Raw genomic sequence first — 20,268 nt, 5'->3', positions numbered from 1 at the left:
TCTGCCTTACAAGCAGAGGGTCAGCGGTTCGATCCCGTTAACTCCCATTGGTTGTTTCAGCCATTAAGTGAATAAAGAGTTTGGAAGGGTAGCGAAGAGGCTAAACGCGGCGGACTGTAAATCCGCTCCTTCGGGTTCGGGGGTTCGAATCCCTCCCCTTCCATAGAAAACGGGCATCGTATAAAGGTAGTACAAAGGTCTCCAAAACCTTTAGTGTGGGTTCAATTCCTGCTGCCCGTGTTTCATTATGGCGGATGTGGTGAAGTGGTTAACACACCGGCTTGTGGCGCCGGCACTCGCGAGTTCGATCCTCGTCATCCGCCTTTTTAATGGGGTATAGCCAAGCGGTAAGGCAAGGGACTTTGACTCCCTCATGCGTTGGTTCGAATCCAGCTACCCCAGTTGTTATGTTTCGCCGAAGTGGCGGAATAGGCAGACGCGCCAGACTCAAAATCTGGTTCCTTCACGGGAGTGCCGGTTCGACCCCGGCCTTCGGCATAACATAAAAGCTAACATGCCTATTGTTAGCTTTTTTATATAATTAATTGGATTATTTTATAGTTAATAAAAAACTACTGAAAATTATTGAATTCAGTAGTTTTTTGTTATATTAAATGCGTTTTTAAAATCAGGAAAAGCGTAAAGCCTGAACTGAGAAGCTTGCTCCAGCAATGATAAAAATATAGCCAATAATCAAGGATTTGAGAATATTTCCGTCGCCATGAACGATTAGAGGAATCAAAAATCCTGCTAAGCACAGAATTGGGGTCCATGTTCTAGTTGCTAGATTATGCCAGGCTAAATAGAAAATTAATAGTGAAAGAACTGCTCCTACAGCAAGAAGTAAAATCAGTAGTGTAGAGTTGATTGCTGTTAAATTACCATTTATCCAGAAGACGCCATGTTTTAGTATCTCATCCACCTTTCCCCTGTAAGTCCCATCTATATCATACCGTTTCCAATCTACTTTAAAAAAAGTATGGTTAAAAATAATATAAGTGATGATAATAATTAGCGAAAGGATAGAATATAGTAATAAGATCCATCTTTTAATATTATTTGGTTTGTTTATAAAATTTTTCATAGTTCTCCTTTTTACATTATTTTTTAATAAGGTAATAGCTTAAAAAATGTGTCTAGTAGTTTGATTGCAGATCCACCAAAAAGATTCACTGAGCTATGGACAATCGCGCTCTCGATGAAATTATTTCTTTTTGAATAAACCCAAGTAATAATAAAAGAAAGGATGAGATATGGAAGTAAGTACCAAGAAAATCCCGTATGGACAAGAGCGAAAAGTACAGAAGAGATTAAAAAGGCAACCTTTTTATTAGTTATTGATCCAAAAATATAACTTCTAAACAATAGCTCTTCCGAAAGTGGAACAATAATTCCTAAAATATATTTTTGACAAAGGATTGGTAGTTGGCCTAAAATATCCGACATACCAGTATCACTCGTCACGGAAGAAATAATTTGTGTTTTTAGGACAAGTACTGTTACTAGATAATTGGTTGCTAAAGTGAAAAACACAATCCCCATTAGCCAAAAAATACGCTTTAAATCCCAGTTCTTAAGTGTATTTTTTAGATATCCGAGCTTCCAAGCAATTATAAAAATGAGTATTAATACCAAAGTCATTAATAGTGGTAAGGTCCAAGAGGAATTAGTATATAAAAAATCGGTAAAGAAAAAGATTCTTTTATTAAAGAAATAGGCAAAAACTAAAACAAGAGGATATTGATAAAGAATGTTTAATAAAAGAAAAAATAGAATTCCTAAAATATTAAGTTTGTATTTTTTTAAAATCATGGCTGTTCTCTTATAAAAATTTTTAGTGAGTGTCACAGGTTCATCACTATAAATTTTTGAAGTTCATTTAAATTCTTCTTCATATGCATCTCCTTTGTTATAAAAAACTATATATTCAAACTATTTTGAATATATAGTATAATATTAGCACTTGATCAATACCATGTCAAAGAAGTTTGTGTATTTTTAATATAAATGCCATTATTTAATCAAAAGTAGTATGTATAATAAGTTTCATCTAATGAAAAAATAGATAAACTGACCTATTTATAATAGGTCAGTTTTATTTTATAGTAAGGGTTTATTCAAAATCCAGACCTGTTATATTTTTTGAAATCTGCCAAAGTCTATCTGCGTCATTGTGGTCTATTGCATGTGGACGTAAGCCTCCAGAAAAATTATTAGCTTCTTCTGATGTCATAAGTCTGGCAATATTAAGGTCTTCACAATAAAGACCACCCTTACCTTCTAAATCAGGGCTTGTTGAGGCCCAAAGAGGTGTTGCGGCACCTTGAGCGATTGTTTTTAAATAGCGATATTTACTTCGGTCAAAGCCGGATTTAAGTGCATTAAAAAATGCGGGGATATGAATTAATTTAAAATAGTCGGCTAGGTAGCGGAGCCAAGGGGTAATCGGTGAATTTTGACGACCAATATTTGTCATTGGAATCATACCAGGGTGGACGGCAAAACTTCTAATTCCATATTTTTTTCCTAGTTCATCTAGTTTTATTGAAAATAAAACGTTGGCAGTTTTAGATTGTTGGTAGCCTATTTGGGGATTATAGTTTTCTATTTTTTCAAAATTCCAATCTTCTAGTAATGGTGTCATTTGTTGAGCACGACTGGATAAATTTATAACTCTTGAGTTTTTTGCATTTTTTAAAGCGGGTAAAAGTTCCATTGTTAATTGATAGTGGCCTAGATGGTTTGTGGCAAAGTGATATTCTATTCCTCGTGAATCTCTTTTTAAAGGAAGGTACATTAATCCAGCGGAATTAATAAGAATATCTAGTTTTGAATTATTTTGCAAAAAACTTTCGGCAAATTGATGAATACTTTCTGGATTGGTGAGGTCAAGGGGAAGAATGTCAATATTTTTTATTTTAGATAAATTTTTCTTGGCTACCTCCATTCTTCGGGCGGGGATAATAATTTTTGCTCCAGCACATGAAAGTTGTTTGGTCATCTCTAAACCAATACCAGAATACCCACCAGTGATGATGATTGTTTTCCCTGAAAGATTAATATTTTTCATAACTTTATTTGCTGTTGTTTTATAATTAAATTTGTAGTTTGCTATTGGTTCTTGATTTGACATAATAAAATTTTCCTTTGTGTTATAATATTTATGTGATACAAGTGTAACAGCAAAAAAGAACTTTTACAATTAACTTTGGACGGTTTGTCTTTAAAAGTGACAACAAAATGAAAGTGTAACAGAAATGAAGCGAAAAGAGCAATATCAAGATTTTCATGACTTTATTATTGAAGGAACGATGTTGTGTTTAGAGAAATATACAATCAATGAATTACCATTGACAGAAGTTTGCAAAAAAGCCGGGGTGAGTCGGATGACTTTCTATCGGCACTTCAAAAATAAGGAAGAAGTCGTATTAGAGTATTTTGAGCTAATCTATGATAAATTTCTTAAAGAACTTTTGGAGCTAGAAAGTATTAACTCACTTATTTTAAGTGAGAAGTTGGTGGGACTATTTGTTGAACAAGAAGAAGAAATAGAAAAAGCTGTCAAGGGGAATTATTATTCGCTGATTTTTCAGGTATTTGCTCAAAAGATGACTATTTTTTATAATGAAACAACGACTTGGGCTGATTATCTAGGGACAAAGCAAAAATTTTGGAACGATTTTATGGCTGCTGGTTTATTTTATGTTTTAGGAAATTGGGTGAAAAATGGCTGTCAAGACTCTTATGATGAAGTGGTGAAGATGGTTGTAGAATTCCATGAATAAGTGACAGATAAAAAGGCTCAAGTTATTTTGAGCCTTTCTTTTAGCCAATAAATTTTTTCCCTTGTTTATTAAGAATCACTTTTGTAATTTCAATGACAAGGGTTGGGATTAAAGCTAAGATGATAGCTATTAGCCAGTGTGTCATTGATAAAGGAGCAACTTCTAAGATGTTCATCAAAATAGGAACATTTGTAAAGAGAACGGTTATTCCTAGTGATAATAAGGTGGTACCAAAAATCATTTTATTAGTGGTAATTCCTCTTGTGAAGAGAGATTCATTACTTCTAGCATTATAGACATTAATCGTAGAAGCAAGGGTTAATATCACAAAGGCCATTGTTTGTCCGAGTTGATGGTTGGGTGTCAATCCAGCGATTTCAATAAACCTACCAAGATAAAAACCAACTAGAGCAGTAATGATAAATGCTGTAGAACAAATGGCGATACGCCAGCTGACTCCTCTTGAGAAGATACTTTCTTTGACTCCAACAGGTGGCTGTTCCATGATATGACTGTCGGCTTTTTCACGTGAAAGTCCAAATCCGGGAATTCCATCAGCAAGGACATTGATGTAAAGGAGTTGAATTCCTGTAAAAGGCATTCCCCAACCGACAATTGCTCCAATGAGCATTGTTAGAATTTCAGCTACGTTTGCTGAGAGAAGGTAATAAATTGTTTTTTTGATATTGGTGTAAACGCGACGGCCTTCGCGAATGGCAGCGACGATGGTCGCAAAATTGTCGTCAGCAAGAATGATATCAGAAGCGGATTTTGCAACTTCTGTTCCAGCTATTCCCATTGCAGTTCCGACATCGGCTGCTCTTAAGCTAGGTGCGTCATTGACCCCGTCTCCTGTCATGGCGACGATTTGTTCTTTTTCTTGCCAGATTTTTACAATACGAAGTTTGTCTTCAGGACTTACTCGGGCATAGACCGAAATTTGTTCAATCGTTTGGCTAAGTTCATCATCTGTCATTGATTTGAGCGTCAAGCCGTCAATAACTTTATCTCCGTCACGATAGATGTCAATTTGTTGAGCGATTGCTTTTGCTGTAAGCGCGTGGTCCCCTGTAATCATGATTGGTTTAATACCAGCAGCCCTTGCTTCTTGAACAGCGGCTTTTGATTCTAATCGTGGAGGGTCAATCATTCCCACGATTCCAAGAAAGGTAAGATTATTTTCTAATTCAGTTAAATCTTCTGGGACTTTATCGATGATTTTGTAAGAAAGAGCAAGAACACGTAGGGCTTGGTCAGCAAAAATATCATGTATTTTTTGGGCTTGACTCAATAAATCATTTGATAAGTGAGTGGAAGTCTCCTCGTTATTTGAAGAAAGGAGCTGTGGATGCTGTGCTTGATGTTGACTGCCTGGTGCAAGTCTATCAAAAGCGCCCTTGGTCAGTACAAGATATTTTTCATTATCTTGCGGATGTGGAATGACAACGGTCATTTTTTTGCGTGAACTATCAAAAGGGAGTTCGGCAAGTCGTTTTGGATTTTTTTCGGGTTCATAGAGGTCATGAGTAATTAAGAAGCGAATGATTGCTGCTTCGGTTGGGTCACCATGGATTTCCCAATCACCGTCAATGAGTTGTGCACTGGCGTTTGAGGCATAAGCAAAATTTTGTATTAAGGAAACTTCAGAGCTTGATAATTGACCTCCTGACCAACTATCTTGTCCAGATAGCCAAAGTTTTTGAATGGTCATCTGATTTTGTGTGAGTGTTCCGGTTTTGTCAGAAGCAATGACTGTTGCGTTTCCAAGAGTTTCAACGGCAGGGACATTTCGGATAATGGCTTTTTTCTGAGCCATATTTTCTACACCGTAAATCAAACTGAGGGTAACAATAACTGGAAGTGTTTCTGGAACGGCAGCGACTCCTAAAACAACGGCGGTCATTAAATTATCAACAAAAGGAACGTTTCCGTACAAAAGATTAATGACAAAGATTAAGATTCCAGCGGCAAAGGCAATGACTGCTAAGCGTTTGGCAAGTTTATCGATTCTTTTTTGAAGAGGAGTTTTTCCTTTTATTTGTTCGCCAATAAGTGTGGCAATTTGTCCCATTTGAGATTCGGAACCAACTGCGACAACGATTCCTTCGGCTGTTCCGTTAAGGATATTTGTTCCTGAGAAAACCATATTCAGTTGATCTCCAAGAGGAACTTCGTCAGTAATATCAAGGTCAGCATTCTTGTCAATGGGTTCTGATTCACCTGTCAGTGAAGATTCATCAACTTGCAGGCTATTACTTGTGAGTAAGCGAATATCAGCTCCAACTTGTACGCCGGCTGTCAGCTCAATGAGGTCACCGCAGACTAATTCACTTGAAGGAATAGTTTGGCGTTTTCCAGAACGAAGAACAGTTGAAGTTGGTGAGGAAAGCTCTTTGAGTGCAGCGAGTGCATTTTCCGCCCTGTTTTCTTGGAAGATTGAAACGAAAACGTTGATGGCAACGATAAGTAAAACAACAATTGTTTTAGTGTAGTTTCCGTTACTGATATAAGCCAAATAGGCTGAGAGAACACCAACTAAAATAAGAATGATATTCATGACTTCTAAGAGGTGATGAAGAAGTTTTTGAAAAATATTTGGGCCACTTTGTTCTTCAAAGTTATTATGACCGTATTTTATTCGTGAATTTGTGACTTGAGTTGGACTGAGACCAGTTTTACTATTAATATCATAGAATTTTTTTATATTATCAATGGATTCTGTTTTATATTTCATATTTTTTAGCCCTTTCTTTTGGAAATTTACACTATAATATAATTATAATATATTTTTAATAATTCCTAGAACGATATGCAAATAAAATTTTTACAAAAGTCTGTATAATTAGCCGAAAATATGGTATTATGGATGATATGAAAACTAAAACAGTAAGTGAATTGGCAGAGCTTTTTGGAGTAACTCGCCAAGCGATGAATAAACGTGTTAAGTCGCTAGATACTAAATTTGTTGAAAAAAATGAGAAGAATGTAACAGTCGTTAATGCCGAGGGAATTCATGAACTTGAGGGACTATACGGAAAAGTGGTGACTGCCAAGGCAGAGGTTCTGGAAGAAAATGCTGACAAAGGTTCTGAGGTTGCGCTTAAGACAGATGATGCAACATCCGCAGCTTACGAAATGATTAGCGCTTTGATGAAAGATAAAAACGCTGAGATTGAACGTTTAAACAGTCAACTTATCTCCAAAGATCAACAATTAAACGTAAAAGATGCTCAAATTGCTGAAAAAGATGTACAGATTAAAAAACAGCAAGAGTTAATGGAAAAAGCTTTGACAGATCAAAAACAATTTTTTACGGATTTGCAAGAACAGTTAAAAACCACTGATAATAAGGGCTTTTTTGGGCGTTTATTTGGTAAGAAATAAATCATAAATTTGCTGAGCGTTTCATCAGTAAATTTTTTTTATTGCTTTTTTATAGAAGTGGAAGAAGAAACTATTCTTAAAAGTACGAGCTTTTTTAATGTTAAACGCTTTCAATAGAAGTGGACTTCTTTTGCTTTTGTAGAGCGCTTTCTAAGGGAGTTTATGTTTGCAAATTTTAAAAAAAGTGTTAAAATAAAAGAGTAAGTTAAATTGTTAACTTAGTCAATTTAAAAGGTAAGCCTTTTATAAAATCTAATCCCTATAAGGAGGAAACTACTAATGGTAGTTAAAGTTGGTATTAACGGTTTCGGTCGTATCGGTCGTCTTGCTTTCCGTCGTATTCAAAATGTTGAAGGTGTTGAAGTTGTTGCAATCAACGACTTGACAGATCCAGCAATGCTTGCTCACTTGCTTAAATACGATACAACTCAAGGTCGTTTTGATGGTAAAGTTGAAGTTAAAGATGGTGGTTTTGAAGTTAACGGTAAATTCGTTAAAGTTACTGCTGAATCTAACCCAGCTAACATCAACTGGGCTGAAGTTGGTGCAGAAATCGTTCTTGAAGCAACTGGTTTCTTCGCAACTAAAGAAAAAGCTGAACAACACTTGCACGCTAACGGTGCTAAAAAAGTTGTTATCACTGCACCTGGTGGATCTGATGTTAAAACAATCGTTTTCAACACTAACCACGAAGTACTTGATGGAACTGAAACAGTAATTTCAGCTGGTTCATGTACAACTAACTGTCTTGCTCCAATGGCTGATACTTTGAACAAACAATTCGGTATCAAAGTTGGTACAATGACTACAGTTCACGGTTACACTGGTGACCAAATGACTCTTGATGGCCCACACCGTGGTGGAGACTTCCGTCGCGCACGTGCTGCAGCTGAAAACATCGTACCTAACTCAACAGGTGCTGCTAAAGCTATCGGTCTTGTATTGCCAGAACTTCAAGGTAAACTTCAAGGACATGCTCAACGTGTACCAGTTCCAACTGGTTCATTGACTGAACTTGTTACTATCCTTAACAAAGAAGTTACAGTTGACGAAATCAACGCAGCTATGAAAGCTGCTTCAAATGAATCATTTGGTTACAACGAAGACCAAATCGTTTCATCTGATATCGTTGGTATCTCAAACTCTTCACTCTTTGATGCTACTCAAACTGAAGTTACTTCAGCTGATGGAGCTCAACTTGTTAAAACTGTATCTTGGTACGATAACGAAATGTCATACACTTCAAATCTTGTTCGTACACTTGCATACTTCGCTAAAATCGCTAAATAATTTTCCGATTTTAACGGTATAAAAACCAGTCTTCGGGCTGGTTTTTTTTGATTTAATAAAGGAGAGAAGATGGAAACACCAAAATGTATTCATTGTTCAAGTGAATATACTTATGAATTATCAGATACGAGCTTTGGCTGTTCTGAATGTGGAAATGAATTTACTCTTGAGGAAATTGAGGCAGCTGGAAAATTTATTGTCCTTGATAGTTTAGGAAATGAGTTAGAAACTGGGAATGACCTTGTTATTGTACAAGATTTGCCAGTTAAGGGAATGCCAAAACCAATTAAGCAGGGAACAAAAGTGAAAAACATTCGCATTAATCCAGAAGGGAAAAATGAACATTTTATTGATTCAAAAATTCCGGGCTTTGGAGCAATTGCTTTGAAGGGTTCAGTTGTTAAGAAAGCATAAAAAATAATCAGAGTAATTTCTGATTATTTTTTTACTGACAGAGCTTTCTGTCAGTAAATTTTGCTGATAAATTCTCTGTCAGCAAATTATATTTGATTTTTGAAGCATTTAACCTTATATATTGGTATAATAAAAGTATGAAATTAACAGATTCAGTGCAATTTTTAAAAGGTGTGGGACCGAAATCTGTAGAAAATTTCCATAAGTTAGGAATTTTCACGGTTCAAGATTTATTGCTTTATTTCCCTTTTCGTTATGAAGATTTCGCAAGTCGTTCGGTTTTTGAACTTGTTGACGGAGAAAAAGCAACAATTATTGGAACGGTAGTGACACCAGCTAATGTCCAGTATTACGGATTTAAACGTAATCGACTTTCATTTAAAATTAAAGAAGGTGAGGCCGTGGTTGCTGTCAGCTTTTTTAATCAACCTTATTTGGCTGACAAAGTGGAAGTTGGTAAGGAAATTGCAGTTTACGGAAAATGGGAGCAGGCAAAGCAACAACTGATGGGGATGAAAGTTGTGGCTCAGGTGGACGATGGCTTAGAACCTGTTTATCATTTGACAGCTGGTATGAAACAAAGTCAATTGGTCAAAGTAATTCATCAGGTTTTTGAATCAGACCTTCTATCAGAATTACCTGAGAACTTACCAGAATTTTTGATTAAAAAATATCGTCTGATGAACCGGCAAGAAGCCGTTTTGGCTATGCATTTTCCTGAAGATACGGAAGCTCATAAGCAGGCTTTACGTCGTGTAAAATTTGAAGAATTATTCATGTTTCAGTTGAAATTACAGGCGTTAAAAAATAAAGAAAAGTCGGGCCGAGCAGGATTAGAAGTTGTTTTTGAGCAAGGAGAAATTGATCAGAAGATTTCTGAATTACCTTTTGAACTGACAGATGCTCAATTAAGCGCTTTGTCAGAGATTCTGACGGATATGAAATCTCCTTATCACATGAATCGACTTTTGCAAGGTGATGTGGGTTCTGGTAAAACAGTTGTTGCTTCCCTTGCCATGTACGCGGCTTGTTTGGCGAATTTTCAAGCAGCAATTATGGTACCAACGGAAATCCTTGCCCGTCAGCATTTTGCAAACTTGAAAGCTCTTTTTCCAGAATTGCAAATTTCACTTTTGGTTTCGGGTTTGAAAGTGGCAGAGCGCCGCGAGATTTTGGCTGATTTAGTTAGTGGTCATACACATATGGTAGTTGGAACTCATGCACTAATTCAAGAAGGGGTCGATTTTTATAATTTGGGTCTTGTGATTACAGATGAACAACACCGTTTCGGAGTTAATCAGCGAAAAATTTTACGAGAAAAAGGGCAAAATCCAGATGTTCTAATGATGACAGCTACACCCATTCCAAGAACGCTTGCGATTACGGCTTTTGGGGATATGGATGTTTCAATTATTGATGAACTACCCAAGGGACGTCAACCCATTACTACAAGGTGGGTCAAACATGAACAATTTTCCGAAGTTTTAAGTTGGATAAAAGCAGAGGTTGCTAAAGATTCACAGGTTTATTTTATTTCACCTTTAATTGAGGAAAGTGAAACGTTGGACCTGAAAAACGCAGAAGCTCTTTTTGCGGAATTAAATGAATACTTTGGATTATTTGCCAAAATTGGTCTTTTACATGGAAAAATGAAAAATGATGAAAAAGACCAAATCATGCAAGAATTTAAGGCTAAAAAATTAGATATTTTGGTTTCAACAACAGTGATTGAAGTGGGAGTTGACGTTCCTAATGCTACCATTATGGTGATTATGGATGCTGACCGCTTTGGACTTTCGCAGCTTCACCAATTGCGTGGTCGTGTTGGTCGGGGAACAAAAAAATCTTATGCCATTTTAGTAGCAAATCCTAAGTCCGATTCAGGAAAACAACGGATGAAAATTATGACAGAAACACAAAATGGTTTTATTTTAGCCGAAGAAGATTTGAAAATGCGTGGTTCTGGAGAGATTTTTGGACTTCGTCAGTCAGGACTTCCAGAATTTATTGCGGCTGATTTAGTCAATGATTATAATATTTTAGAAGTGGCTAGAAAAGAAGCAGTTGAAATTTTTAAAAATGCAGATGAGTTTCCTGATTTGATTGCTCAAGTTAATGTTGACGGGGGCTTTGATTGATGAGTAAAATGGATAATGAAAAATTAGACCACTTGATTTTAGAAACGTGGACAGATTTTATCGACTTAAAAAATAAAGCTGAGCTGTCAGAAGTTTTGATTCCAAATAGTATGCCACTTTTGTGGTTTGGTGACTTAGCCAAATATGAAAAATCAGACTTAAAAATACTGACGGTCAGTAAAAATGCTTCTTATGCAGAATTTGGTGAAAATCAACGTTATGAAAAATTACTGACAGAATTTTCGTCAGTAAATTTGGAAACTTACAAGTCAAATCTCAATCGGTATTTTGAATACAATCCTAGTCCTTGGTTCAATCAGTTAGCAAAATTTTTACCTGTTTTTGATTCAGCTTATAAAGAATCTGAAAATCAAATTAATCGAGCCTTACACATTGATTTGTTTACCCCAATTGCGACACATCCAGTTTGGCCAGGTTTAGCTAAGAGCCAACAAGAACAATTCAAGATGAAATTTCCGCAACTTTTGCAACTTTTAGAACCAGATATTTTACTGACAAGTCTGTCAGTAAGTAATTTAAAAATTTTACTTAAAAATGCTGGAACTGAAATCGAAGAAATATTTGATAAAGAAGAAGTAGGAAAAGCTGCCAAATACGTTCGAGCTTATCGTGTCGATAAAAAATTAATCGTGATTAACGGTCGAAACTTTCAAGGAACTTATTTCGGTGGAATGACTGACCAGTTTGTTAGAAAATGTCTGACAGAAATTAAAGGGATGATTTGATGATTGACCAATTTCTGTCAGTAAAAAAAAGAGTTCATTTGAACTCTTTTTTATTTTCCCAAACAAAATTGTGAAAAAAGTTGTGTAATCAATTCATCTGGGGCAGCTTCCCCTGTGATTTCTCCAAGTAATTGCCAACAACGTGTGACATCCACTTGAATTAAATCAACAGGTAAGCCCAGAGCAAGCCCAGAGTTTGCTTCTTTAAGAGCCTTCAAAGCTTCTTCAACAATTGAAATGTGGCGGGCATTAGATAATACCGTTGCATCTTTGGATTCAATTTCACCGGCAAAGAAAATTTGATTGATTTTTTCTTCAACAGCATTTAAGTTTTCATTTTTAAGAGCTGAAATTCGGATAAAATCACCAGAAATTTGAGTGCTATCAATTTTTTCTGGCAGGTCGGTTTTGTTGAGTAGAACAATGCGATTTGAATTTTTAGACAGTTCTAAGAGCTCTAAATCTTTGTCAGTCAATTCATTTGAGGCATCTAAAACGAGTAAAACTAAATCAGCTTCAGCCAAAGCTTTTTTAGAACGTTCAACCCCAATCGCTTCGACTAAATCATCTGTTTCACGAATACCAGCAGTATCCACTAGTTCAAGAGGAACACCGCCAATATTGGCAAATTCAGTAATGACATCGCGCGTTGTTCCAGCAATATCAGTGACAATGGCTTTTTCTTCACGAAGCAATTGATTAAGTAAACTTGATTTTCCAACGTTTGGCCGACCAATAATCGCCGTTTTTAAACCTTCTCTTAAAATTTTTCCGCGTTTAGCTGTTGATAAAAGATTTTCCAAAAGCTGTTCAAAATGAGCCGTTTTTTCAAGGAGCATTTGTGAAGTCATTGTTTCCACATCATCATACTCTGGATAGTCAATATTGACCTCGACTTGTGCCAAACTTTCGAGAATCTCTTGACGAATGTTATTAATCATTTTTGAAAGACTTCCGTCAAGTTGTTTTACGGCAATGTTGGCAGCTTTGTCAGTTTTAGCTCGAATTAAATCCATGACAGATTCAGCCTGAGCCAAGTCAATTCGTCCATTTAAAAAGGCACGTTTGGTAAATTCGCCAGGTTCAGCGAGTCTTGCGCCATTACGTAAAAGTAATTGCAAAATTTCTTGTGTGACTGCAATTCCACCATGCGTATTTATTTCAACAATATCCTCGCGTGTAAATGTTTTAGGCGCACGCATGACTGAAACCATGACTTCGTCAACGAGACGTTTTTCTTCAAAAATATGGCCATAATTAATCGTATGGCTAGCAACTTGAGTTAAATTTTTTCCTTTATAGACAGATTGAGCAATTTTTAGGGCATCTGTCCCTGATAAACGAACAATGGCAATTGCTCCTTCACCAAGCGGTGTCGAAATCGCCGCAATCGTATCAAATTCTTGTGTTAATGTCATAAAGACTATTTTAACGCAAAAAGGCTGAATTTCCTAGCCTATTTAATTTATTTTTTTATAAAAAATAAAAATCTATAATAATTGAGTTTGCACCAATAAAAAGTGATAAAAAAATAAATTTTGATGCTGACTAAAAATAGAAACAAAAAATTTTCTATTTTTTCTTCGCATTTTCCCAATTTATGCTCACATCTTGATATAATAGTAGATATGACCTATCAAGTAAAAATTATCTATCCAAAAGAAGAAGCCGCTGAAAATAACAAACTCACTGAGCGTACATTTAATGAGTTTATTGATGGACTCGAATTAGAAGAAGTCATCACGCAATATGAGCAATTACTGACAAAAGGTTATTCAATCTCAGTCAATTTTGCTCCACCTCAACTTGATGACAAGGGAACTGAGCCAGACCCATTTATGATTGCGGGTCGCTTAGAGCTTGCTGGGATTCCTTATAAAGCCACTTTGAAATTAAAAGCAAGTGGTGATTATGAATCAATGGTAAAAATTGCTAAAATGATTGAACAGCAAGATTATGATTATGATATCTCAGCTAAATTGCAAATTCGTGAAAATTCATCAGTTGATTTTGAAAAAGAAGGTTCTTGGTTTGATAAAGATTACACCAAATATACGATTTTACCCAAAGCCAGCAGCCAAGATATTGCCGATTTAAAAACACTTTATGACGCACTTGTTGAAGAACATCAAAAAGTGACCATTAATATCAAAGCAAAAGTCAAAAAAGATGATGATGACAGTTTTGCCAATCAATTGGCAGCATATCCACCAGAAACAATGATTATTTTTAAGCTGACAGATGCAGATATTTATGGAGAATAAGAATGAGAAAAATTACTGACAGAAATTCTGTCAGTAACTTTTTTTTCATTATTTTACTGACAGACCTGTCAGCAAAATCTGATATAATAAAAGACATGAGACTAGATAAATTTTTAGCAGAAAGTGGCCTCGGAAGCCGTAGTGAAGTCAAAATTCTATTGAAAAAAGGGCGCGTGACAGTTGCTGGGGAAGTTCAGCGAGACGGCAGGTTTCAAGTAGACAAGAATTCTAGACAAGTCGCCTTTGATGGTGAGATTTTAGATTACCAAGAATATTATTATTACTTATTAAATAAACCGCAAGGTCTTGTTTCTGCAACAAAAGATAATCTTTTTAAGACAGTTGTTCAATTATTATCGGAAAAAGATTTTCGTGAGGATATTTTTCCAGTCGGACGTTTAGATAAAAATACTGAGGGACTTTTAATTTTAACGAATGACGGAGCATTGGGACATGATTTAACTCAACCCAAAAAGCATGTTGAAAAAGAATACTTTGCGCGAATTGATGGAAAAGTTACTGACGAAATTGTCAATAAATTTGCTGAGGGCTTGACTCTAAAAAATGGAGAAAAAGCACGACCAGGAGAATTATTCATTGAAAATATTTACAAAGGGGAGAGTCAATCTGGCTGGATTAGTGAAATTCGTGTGATTATTCATGAAGGAAAATTTCATCAAGTCAAACGGATGTTTGAAGCTGTTGAAATGTACGTTCTCTATCTCAAACGCATTCGGATGGGCAATTTAGCATTGGATTCAGATTTAGCGCTAGGAGCCTATCGTCCTTTAACAACCGAAGAAATAGAAAATTTGAAAAAATAAAAAGTTACTGATGAAAATTCGAAGGTATCCGTAAGTTAAAAAACAACGGCTATCCTAGAAGTTTCATCAGTAACTTTTTTAATTTTCGCGATTAATATTGACCCCAAGGACGGTCAAATGGCCATTAGAAATTAATTTGATAATCAAATGAGCAAAATCTTGAGCAGACATTTGTGTAGAAGTGCTGACCCACCAGTCTAAAGTTCCCACCAAAATCGAGCTGATGTAAGAAATTACAAAATCATTGGGAACCACAACATCTTTTTCTCTAACTTCCAGTTTTTCAAATAACTCGGTATAGCGTTCAGATAAAATCTCCAGAAATCGATTTTTTAATCGTTGATCATGCGCTCTGTCAGTAATCATTTGTGCAATTTCAGGATTATCGCGAACAAATTCATAGAAACGACTCAAGACAGTTTCAATTTCTTTGACATGAACATTGTTACCATCAACCAAATTTTGTTCATCTAAAATGCCAGTGAAGCTAGCTAAAAATTGGTCAATCAAACTATCATATAAATCTTGTTTGTCAGCATAATGAGCATAAAAAGTTGCCCGATTAATCATGGCTGAATCGGCAATTTCTTGAATTGAAATCTTTTCAAATTTTTTCTTGCGTAACAAACCAAAAAAAGCCTGACTAATCAATTTTCTCGTTCGTTTCACACGTAAATCATCTGATTTAACCATAAAAAACCATCTTTCCAGTTTCAAAAAGACCCAGTCCGATAGACTGTTTTGTCTAATTTTTCACATTGTACTATTTAACTCCATTATAATCAAAAAATAGATTAAAGTCATTAAAGAATTTAGTCAAAACATTTTGTCATTCGATGTCAAAGTCTTTTAACATAATCAACAGCTTGTTTTGAATTGTCGTTTATGTGACAACCACGCCCTTTTTGCTGGTTGCTTTTCTTATGACAAATGATAAAATGAACATATAATAAGATAAGCAACAGACCGTCTAAATTACTTTTTATCAAAATTCTGCGTCCAAAAGATAAGTTAGATTTCAAATTTAACTTGCCGAAAAAAATATTAAGAACTTAGCGGACTTGTTCAAGTGATATTTCTCACATAACTAGGAGACCATCTTGACACAAATTTATAAAACAGGGATTGACGTTGGATCAACCACAGTAAAACTCGTCGTTTTTGACGAAAATTTTAAGCTCATTTTCTCACGCTATGAGCGCCATTTTTCAGATGTGAAAGCAGCAACCATCAAAGTATTCAAAGATTTTATAGAAGAATATGGAGATTTAAATCTAGAACTAGCCATTACCGGCTCAGGAGGAATGGGACTTGCGGAAGTCATTGATGTTCCTTTTGTTCAAGAAGTTATCGCTTCATCAATTACCATTGAAAAATTCATTCCCCAAACAGACGTGATGATTGAGCTTGGTGGTGAAGATGCCAAGATGACATTTTTTGATAACGGAACTCAAGAATTACGTATGAACGGAACATGTGCCGGTGGGACAGGTGCTTTCATTGACCAAATGGCAGCCCTTTTGAAAGTTGATGCCAATGGTGTCAATGAGTTAGCTAAAAACTACGAAAAACTCTATCCGATAGCGTCACGCTGTGGCGTTTTTGCCAAGACCGACGTTCAACCGCTGTTAAATGAAGGAGTGCGTCGTGAAGATATTGCTGCTAGTATTTTTCAAGCCGTTGTCAATCAAACCATTGCTGGTTTAGCAAGTGGACGAAAAATCAAAGGAAATGTAGCCTTTCTAGGCGGTCCGCTTTTCTTTATGAGTGAATTACGCAAACGTTTCATCGAAACCTTGGATTTAAAAGAAGAAAATATTATCTTCCCAGAAAATCCACAACTTTTTGTGGCAATGGGAGCTGCGCTCTATGAAGAAACAAGTCAGAAAACAGCAACTGATTTAATTCATAGTTTAGAAAATGATGATTCAGACAGCTTAATTCCACAAGATACAATGGATAAACTTTTTGAAAATCAAGCAGAACTTGATGAATTTCGGACGCGTCATGCCAAAGCAACAGCTAACTATAAGAACCTGTCTGAACATCATGGAGCTGCCTTCTTAGGAATTGATGCCGGCTCAACCACAACAAAAGTTGTTCTTATTGATGATGAAGGAAATATTCTTTATGACCATTATGGTTCTAACAATGGAGAACCGCTTGAATCTGTCATTAATATTTTAAAAGATGTCTATGCTAAACTTCCAGCGGACGTCTATATTGCAAAATCAACAGTAACGGGGTATGGAGAACACCTGATTAAAGCAGGACTTCATGTTGATTATGGTGAAGTTGAAACAATGGCTCATTATAAGGCCGCTGATTATTTCAATCCAGGAGTAGATTTCATTCTTGATATTGGTGGACAAGATATGAAAGCTATGCGGATTCGTGATGGTGCTCTATCAAGTATTCAACTTAATGAAGCTTGTTCATCAGGTTGTGGTTCATTCATTGAAACCTTTGCCCATTCACTAAAACATGATGTTCGTGAATTTTCACAAAAAGCACTTTTGGCTGAGCATCCAGTTAACTTGGGTTCTCGTTGTACCGTCTTCATGAACTCAAAAGTAAAACAAGTTCAAAAAGAAGGAGCGACTGTTGGAGATATTTCCGCAGGTCTTTCATACAGTGTCATTAAAAATGCTCTCTATAAAGTTATAAAAGTAAAACGTCCAGAAGAACTTGGTAAGAAAATCGTTGTTCAAGGGGGAACATTTTACAATGAAGCCGTTCTACGTGCTTTTGAAAAAATTTCTGAGCGCGAAGTGGTTCGTCCAAGTATCGCAGGATTAATGGGAGCTTACGGTTGTGCTTTGATTTCCTTAGATAACCAAGAAGCAAATAAAGAATCAGAAATTCTAAAACTTGATGAATTAGAAAAATTCACAACTCATAAAGAATTTATGGTCTGTGGTCTTTGCGAAAATAACTGTAAAATGACCCTAACGGTCTTCAATGATGGGAATAAGTTTGTAACTGGGAACCGTTGCGAACGTGGTGCCGAAAAAGCTACAAAAGTTAAAGTCGCTAAAAAGGATAAAAAAGTTAACTTAGTTGATTACAAGTATAAAAAACTTTTCCGTTACCATAGCTTAAGCAAGAAAAAACAAACCAGAGGAGAAATTGGGATACCACGTGTACTCAATATGTATGAAAACTATCCGCTTTGGCACACGATGCTGACAGACCTTGGATTCCGTGTTGTTTTAAGCCCTCGCTCTGATAAAGGACTCTTTGAAGAGGGAATTGAAACCATTCCTTCAGATACGGTATGCTATCCGGCAAAAATGAGTCACGGACATATTATGGCTTTGATTAAACAAGGCGTTCCAAATATCTTCTATCCATCTGTCCTTTTTGAACAAGAAGAACAAAAAAATGCTCAAAACCATTTCAACTGTCCGATTGTGCAATCTTACCCTGAAGTTCTTAAAAATAATATCGATGAAATTCGTGAAGGGCAAGTTAATTATCTTCATCCTTTCATTAATCTAGCCAATCCGGAAGGAGTAGCTGTTAATGTTCATAAGGCTTTAACCGCCCAAGGGATTTCTGTCAATCTTACGGAAGTACAAGCTGCCGTCCAACATGGCTTTGAAGAAATGGATAAATTTAAAGAAGATTTGCGCCTTAAAGCAGAAGAGCTGCTCATGCAAATTAATTTAAATAATGAAAAAGCCATTGTTCTCGCTGGACGTCCTTATCATTTGGACCCAGAAATCAATCATGGAATTGCTGACATCATCACTCAAGAAGGTTTCCACGTTTTGACTGAGGATTCTATTAGTCATTTAGCCGAAGTTTCTGGCCTGCGTGTGGTCAATCAATGGGTTTACCATAGCCGCCTTTATGCAGCTGCAAATGTTGTTTGTAAAAATAAAAATCTAGAACTTGTTCAACTTAATTCCTTTGGTTGTGGTCTTGATGCCGTAACGACAGACCAAGTAGAAGAAATCATGCGTGGACACAATAAGCTTTATACCGTCTTGAAAATTGACGAAGGATCAAACATGGGAGCTGTTCGGATCCGTTTACGTAGTCTGAAAGCAGCAGTTTCAGAGCGCGTGCGTCATAATATTGAAGCAAGCACCGAAGTTCACGAATTAGTACAAGAAACACCAGCTTTCACAAAAGAAATGGCAAAAAAACACACTCTTCTTTTACCAATGTTGTCACCAATTCACCAAGAAGGGCTATTAGATACAGCTTTTGCCGCTGCGGGATATAATGTCGTTTCTCTACCAGAAAGCAATACTTCTGTCAATAATGGGTTGAAATTTGTTAATAATGACTCATGTTATCCAGCGATTATTACAATAGGTCAGCTCATTGAAGCTCTCCAGTCAGGAGAGTATGACCTTGATAATACTTCGGTCATGATGACTCAAACAGGTGGGGGATGTCGCGCAACAAACTATATTCCTTTATTGCGTAAAGCTCTAATTGATGCAGGTTTCCCACAAGTACCTGTCGTTTCCCTATCAATGGGGAATCAAGGAACAGAAAAAGGATTTAAATTCACAGTTCCACTTTTAACACGCTTTATGATTGCAGTTCTTTATGGAGATTTATTTGAAAGAGTCGTTTATCGTACTCGACCATATGAAGCCACTGAAGGTTCTGTCAATGAATTACATGCGAAATGGTTAGAAAAAGCTCGGAAAAATGTAGAATCTGGATCAATTTTTGAATTTAATCGTAACATGAAAAAAATTGTTGCCGAATTTGACCAAATTGAACTTTTGGATATTCAAAAACCACGAGTGGGTGTTGTCGGTGAAATTTTGGTTAAATATAGTAAAACAGCAAATGATGATATTGTGTCAATAATTGAAGAAGAGGGCGGCGAAGCAGTTGTTCTTGATTTAATTGGCTTCATGAACTATAGCTTGTACAATCAAATCTGGAAAGCAGATGAGATTGGCTTTAGTAAGAAAAATAAACTCATGGCTAAAACTTTCATTGGTATTATTAATATGTTAGAAAAACCAATGAATAAAGCCTTGAAAGCCTCAAAACGCTTTGATTCTATTGAATCAATTTATGATATTGCAGCATCAACTGAAGAAGTGATTTCAATTGGGAATCATACAGGTGAGGGTTGGTTCCTCACTGGCGAAATGATTGAACTCTTGCAAAAAGGGGTGCACAATATCATTTGTCTTCAACCATTTGGTTGTCTTCCTAACCATATCGTTGGTAAAGGAATGATGAAAGAACTTCGTCGTCAGTACCCAGGAGCCAATCTCGCTCCCATTGATTATGACCCAGGAGTTTCTGCGGTCAATCAATTGAATAGGATCCGCTTAATGATGACCACGGCTAAAAAGAGAATGAACACTACTTCCAATTCAGTCGAAGAATCAGAAAGAGAGTCAGAAATGGAAACTGCTCAAGCTTATTAAAAAATAAAGATT

Annotated in this window: 15 protein-coding genes and 5 tRNA genes; 14 read left to right on the top strand and 6 right to left on the bottom strand. The window is 36.1% G+C overall.

Annotation, left to right across the window (positions count from 1 at the left end):
* Positions 1–82: 82 nt before the first annotated feature.
* The 5 genes from HFD15_RS11280 (at position 83) to HFD15_RS11260 (ending at position 498) form a co-directional block, all read left to right on the top strand.
* A tRNA-Tyr gene (locus HFD15_RS11280) sits at positions 83–163 on the top strand.
* A 6-nt stretch (positions 164–169) separates the two neighbouring features.
* Positions 170–240, top strand: a tRNA-Trp gene (locus HFD15_RS11275).
* A gap of 10 nt (positions 241–250) precedes the next feature.
* A tRNA-His gene (locus HFD15_RS11270) sits at positions 251–323 on the top strand.
* Positions 324–330: 7 nt separating this feature from the next.
* Positions 331–402 (top strand) — tRNA-Gln (locus HFD15_RS11265).
* 12 nt (positions 403–414) lie between these two features.
* Positions 415–498: transfer RNA gene (locus tag HFD15_RS11260), tRNA-Leu, on the top strand.
* Between the two features lie 130 nt (positions 499–628).
* On the opposite strand, the gene HFD15_RS14390 is transcribed toward HFD15_RS11260, so the two are convergent.
* From HFD15_RS14390 to HFD15_RS11245, 3 genes are all read right to left on the bottom strand, one after another.
* The gene (locus HFD15_RS14390) at positions 629–922 is read right to left on the bottom strand and encodes a hypothetical protein (RefSeq protein ID WP_223203830.1); all 294 of its coding nucleotides are present in this window, start codon (positions 920–922) and stop codon (positions 629–631) included.
* A 185-nt stretch (positions 923–1,107) separates the two neighbouring features.
* Positions 1,108–1,812: a CPBP family intramembrane glutamic endopeptidase gene (locus HFD15_RS11250; protein ID WP_023164731.1), complete on the bottom strand. Its 705-nt coding sequence runs from the start codon at positions 1,810–1,812 to the stop codon at positions 1,108–1,110.
* A 301-nt stretch (positions 1,813–2,113) separates the two neighbouring features.
* Positions 2,114–3,133 (bottom strand): SDR family NAD(P)-dependent oxidoreductase, encoded by a 1,020-nt coding sequence (locus HFD15_RS11245; RefSeq protein ID WP_167593624.1) that lies wholly within the window; start codon positions 3,131–3,133, stop codon positions 2,114–2,116.
* Positions 3,134–3,257: 124 nt separating this feature from the next.
* Between HFD15_RS11245 and HFD15_RS11240 the strand changes: the two genes are divergently transcribed.
* Positions 3,258–3,785: a TetR/AcrR family transcriptional regulator gene (locus tag HFD15_RS11240; protein ID WP_021723196.1), complete on the top strand. Its 528-nt coding sequence runs from the start codon at positions 3,258–3,260 to the stop codon at positions 3,783–3,785.
* Positions 3,786–3,825: 40 nt separating this feature from the next.
* Here HFD15_RS11240 and HFD15_RS11235 read toward each other — a convergent pair whose 3' ends face one another.
* Positions 3,826–6,519, bottom strand: coding sequence for a cation-translocating P-type ATPase (locus tag HFD15_RS11235; protein ID WP_039116534.1), 2,694 nt, complete (start codon positions 6,517–6,519; stop codon positions 3,826–3,828).
* Positions 6,520–6,647: 128 nt separating this feature from the next.
* Between HFD15_RS11235 and HFD15_RS11230 the strand changes: the two genes are divergently transcribed.
* The 5 genes from HFD15_RS11230 to HFD15_RS11210 all read left to right on the top strand — a co-directional run bounded on the left by HFD15_RS11230 (position 6,648) and on the right by HFD15_RS11210 (position 11,757).
* Positions 6,648–7,169 carry a DUF536 domain-containing protein gene (locus tag HFD15_RS11230; RefSeq protein WP_003131246.1) on the top strand — a complete coding sequence of 174 codons (522 nt, stop codon included), beginning with the start codon at positions 6,648–6,650 and terminating at the stop codon, positions 7,167–7,169.
* Positions 7,170–7,448: 279 nt separating this feature from the next.
* On the top strand, positions 7,449–8,459 hold the full coding sequence (gene gap, locus HFD15_RS11225) for a type I glyceraldehyde-3-phosphate dehydrogenase (RefSeq protein WP_003131244.1): 1,011 nt from the start codon (positions 7,449–7,451) through the stop codon (positions 8,457–8,459).
* A 69-nt stretch (positions 8,460–8,528) separates the two neighbouring features.
* Positions 8,529–8,873, top strand: coding sequence for a zinc ribbon domain-containing protein YjdM (locus tag HFD15_RS11220; protein WP_012898719.1), 345 nt, complete (start codon positions 8,529–8,531; stop codon positions 8,871–8,873).
* 137 nt (positions 8,874–9,010) lie between these two features.
* The gene (gene recG / locus HFD15_RS11215) at positions 9,011–11,011 is read left to right on the top strand and encodes an ATP-dependent DNA helicase RecG (protein WP_023190222.1); all 2,001 of its coding nucleotides are present in this window, start codon (positions 9,011–9,013) and stop codon (positions 11,009–11,011) included.
* Positions 11,011–11,757, top strand: coding sequence for a hypothetical protein (locus tag HFD15_RS11210; RefSeq protein ID WP_023190221.1), 747 nt, complete (start codon positions 11,011–11,013; stop codon positions 11,755–11,757). The genes recG and HFD15_RS11210 overlap by 1 nt, the downstream gene beginning before the upstream one ends.
* Positions 11,758–11,807: 50 nt before the next feature.
* On the opposite strand, the gene mnmE is transcribed toward HFD15_RS11210, so the two are convergent.
* Entirely contained in the window at positions 11,808–13,175 is a 1,368-nt protein-coding gene (mnmE, locus tag HFD15_RS11205) for a tRNA uridine-5-carboxymethylaminomethyl(34) synthesis GTPase MnmE (protein WP_023190220.1), read from the bottom strand.
* Between the two features lie 210 nt (positions 13,176–13,385).
* Here mnmE and HFD15_RS11200 point away from each other — a divergent pair, with 210 nt between their 5' ends.
* The gene (locus tag HFD15_RS11200; protein ID WP_003132036.1) at positions 13,386–14,021 is read left to right on the top strand and encodes a hypothetical protein; all 636 of its coding nucleotides are present in this window, start codon (positions 13,386–13,388) and stop codon (positions 14,019–14,021) included.
* Between the two features lie 95 nt (positions 14,022–14,116).
* A complete protein-coding gene (locus tag HFD15_RS11195) occupies positions 14,117–14,845 on the top strand; it encodes a pseudouridine synthase (protein WP_025017062.1) in 729 nt (242 codons plus the stop codon).
* Positions 14,846–14,923: 78 nt separating this feature from the next.
* Here HFD15_RS11195 and HFD15_RS11190 read toward each other — a convergent pair whose 3' ends face one another.
* Positions 14,924–15,538, bottom strand: a complete 615-nt coding sequence (locus HFD15_RS11190; protein ID WP_003132032.1) for a TetR/AcrR family transcriptional regulator — start codon at positions 15,536–15,538, stop codon at positions 14,924–14,926.
* 416 nt (positions 15,539–15,954) lie between these two features.
* On the opposite strand from HFD15_RS11190, the gene HFD15_RS11185 reads away from it, so the two are divergent.
* The gene (locus HFD15_RS11185) at positions 15,955–20,256 is read left to right on the top strand and encodes a 2-hydroxyacyl-CoA dehydratase (protein WP_167593651.1); all 4,302 of its coding nucleotides are present in this window, start codon (positions 15,955–15,957) and stop codon (positions 20,254–20,256) included.
* Positions 20,257–20,268 lie beyond the last annotated feature (12 nt).

The organism is Lactococcus sp. EKM203L (assembly GCF_011800585.1).
Lineage (GTDB): Bacteria > Bacillota > Bacilli > Lactobacillales > Streptococcaceae > Lactococcus > Lactococcus lactis.
This window is presented reverse-complemented; position numbering and strand designations above follow the sequence as displayed.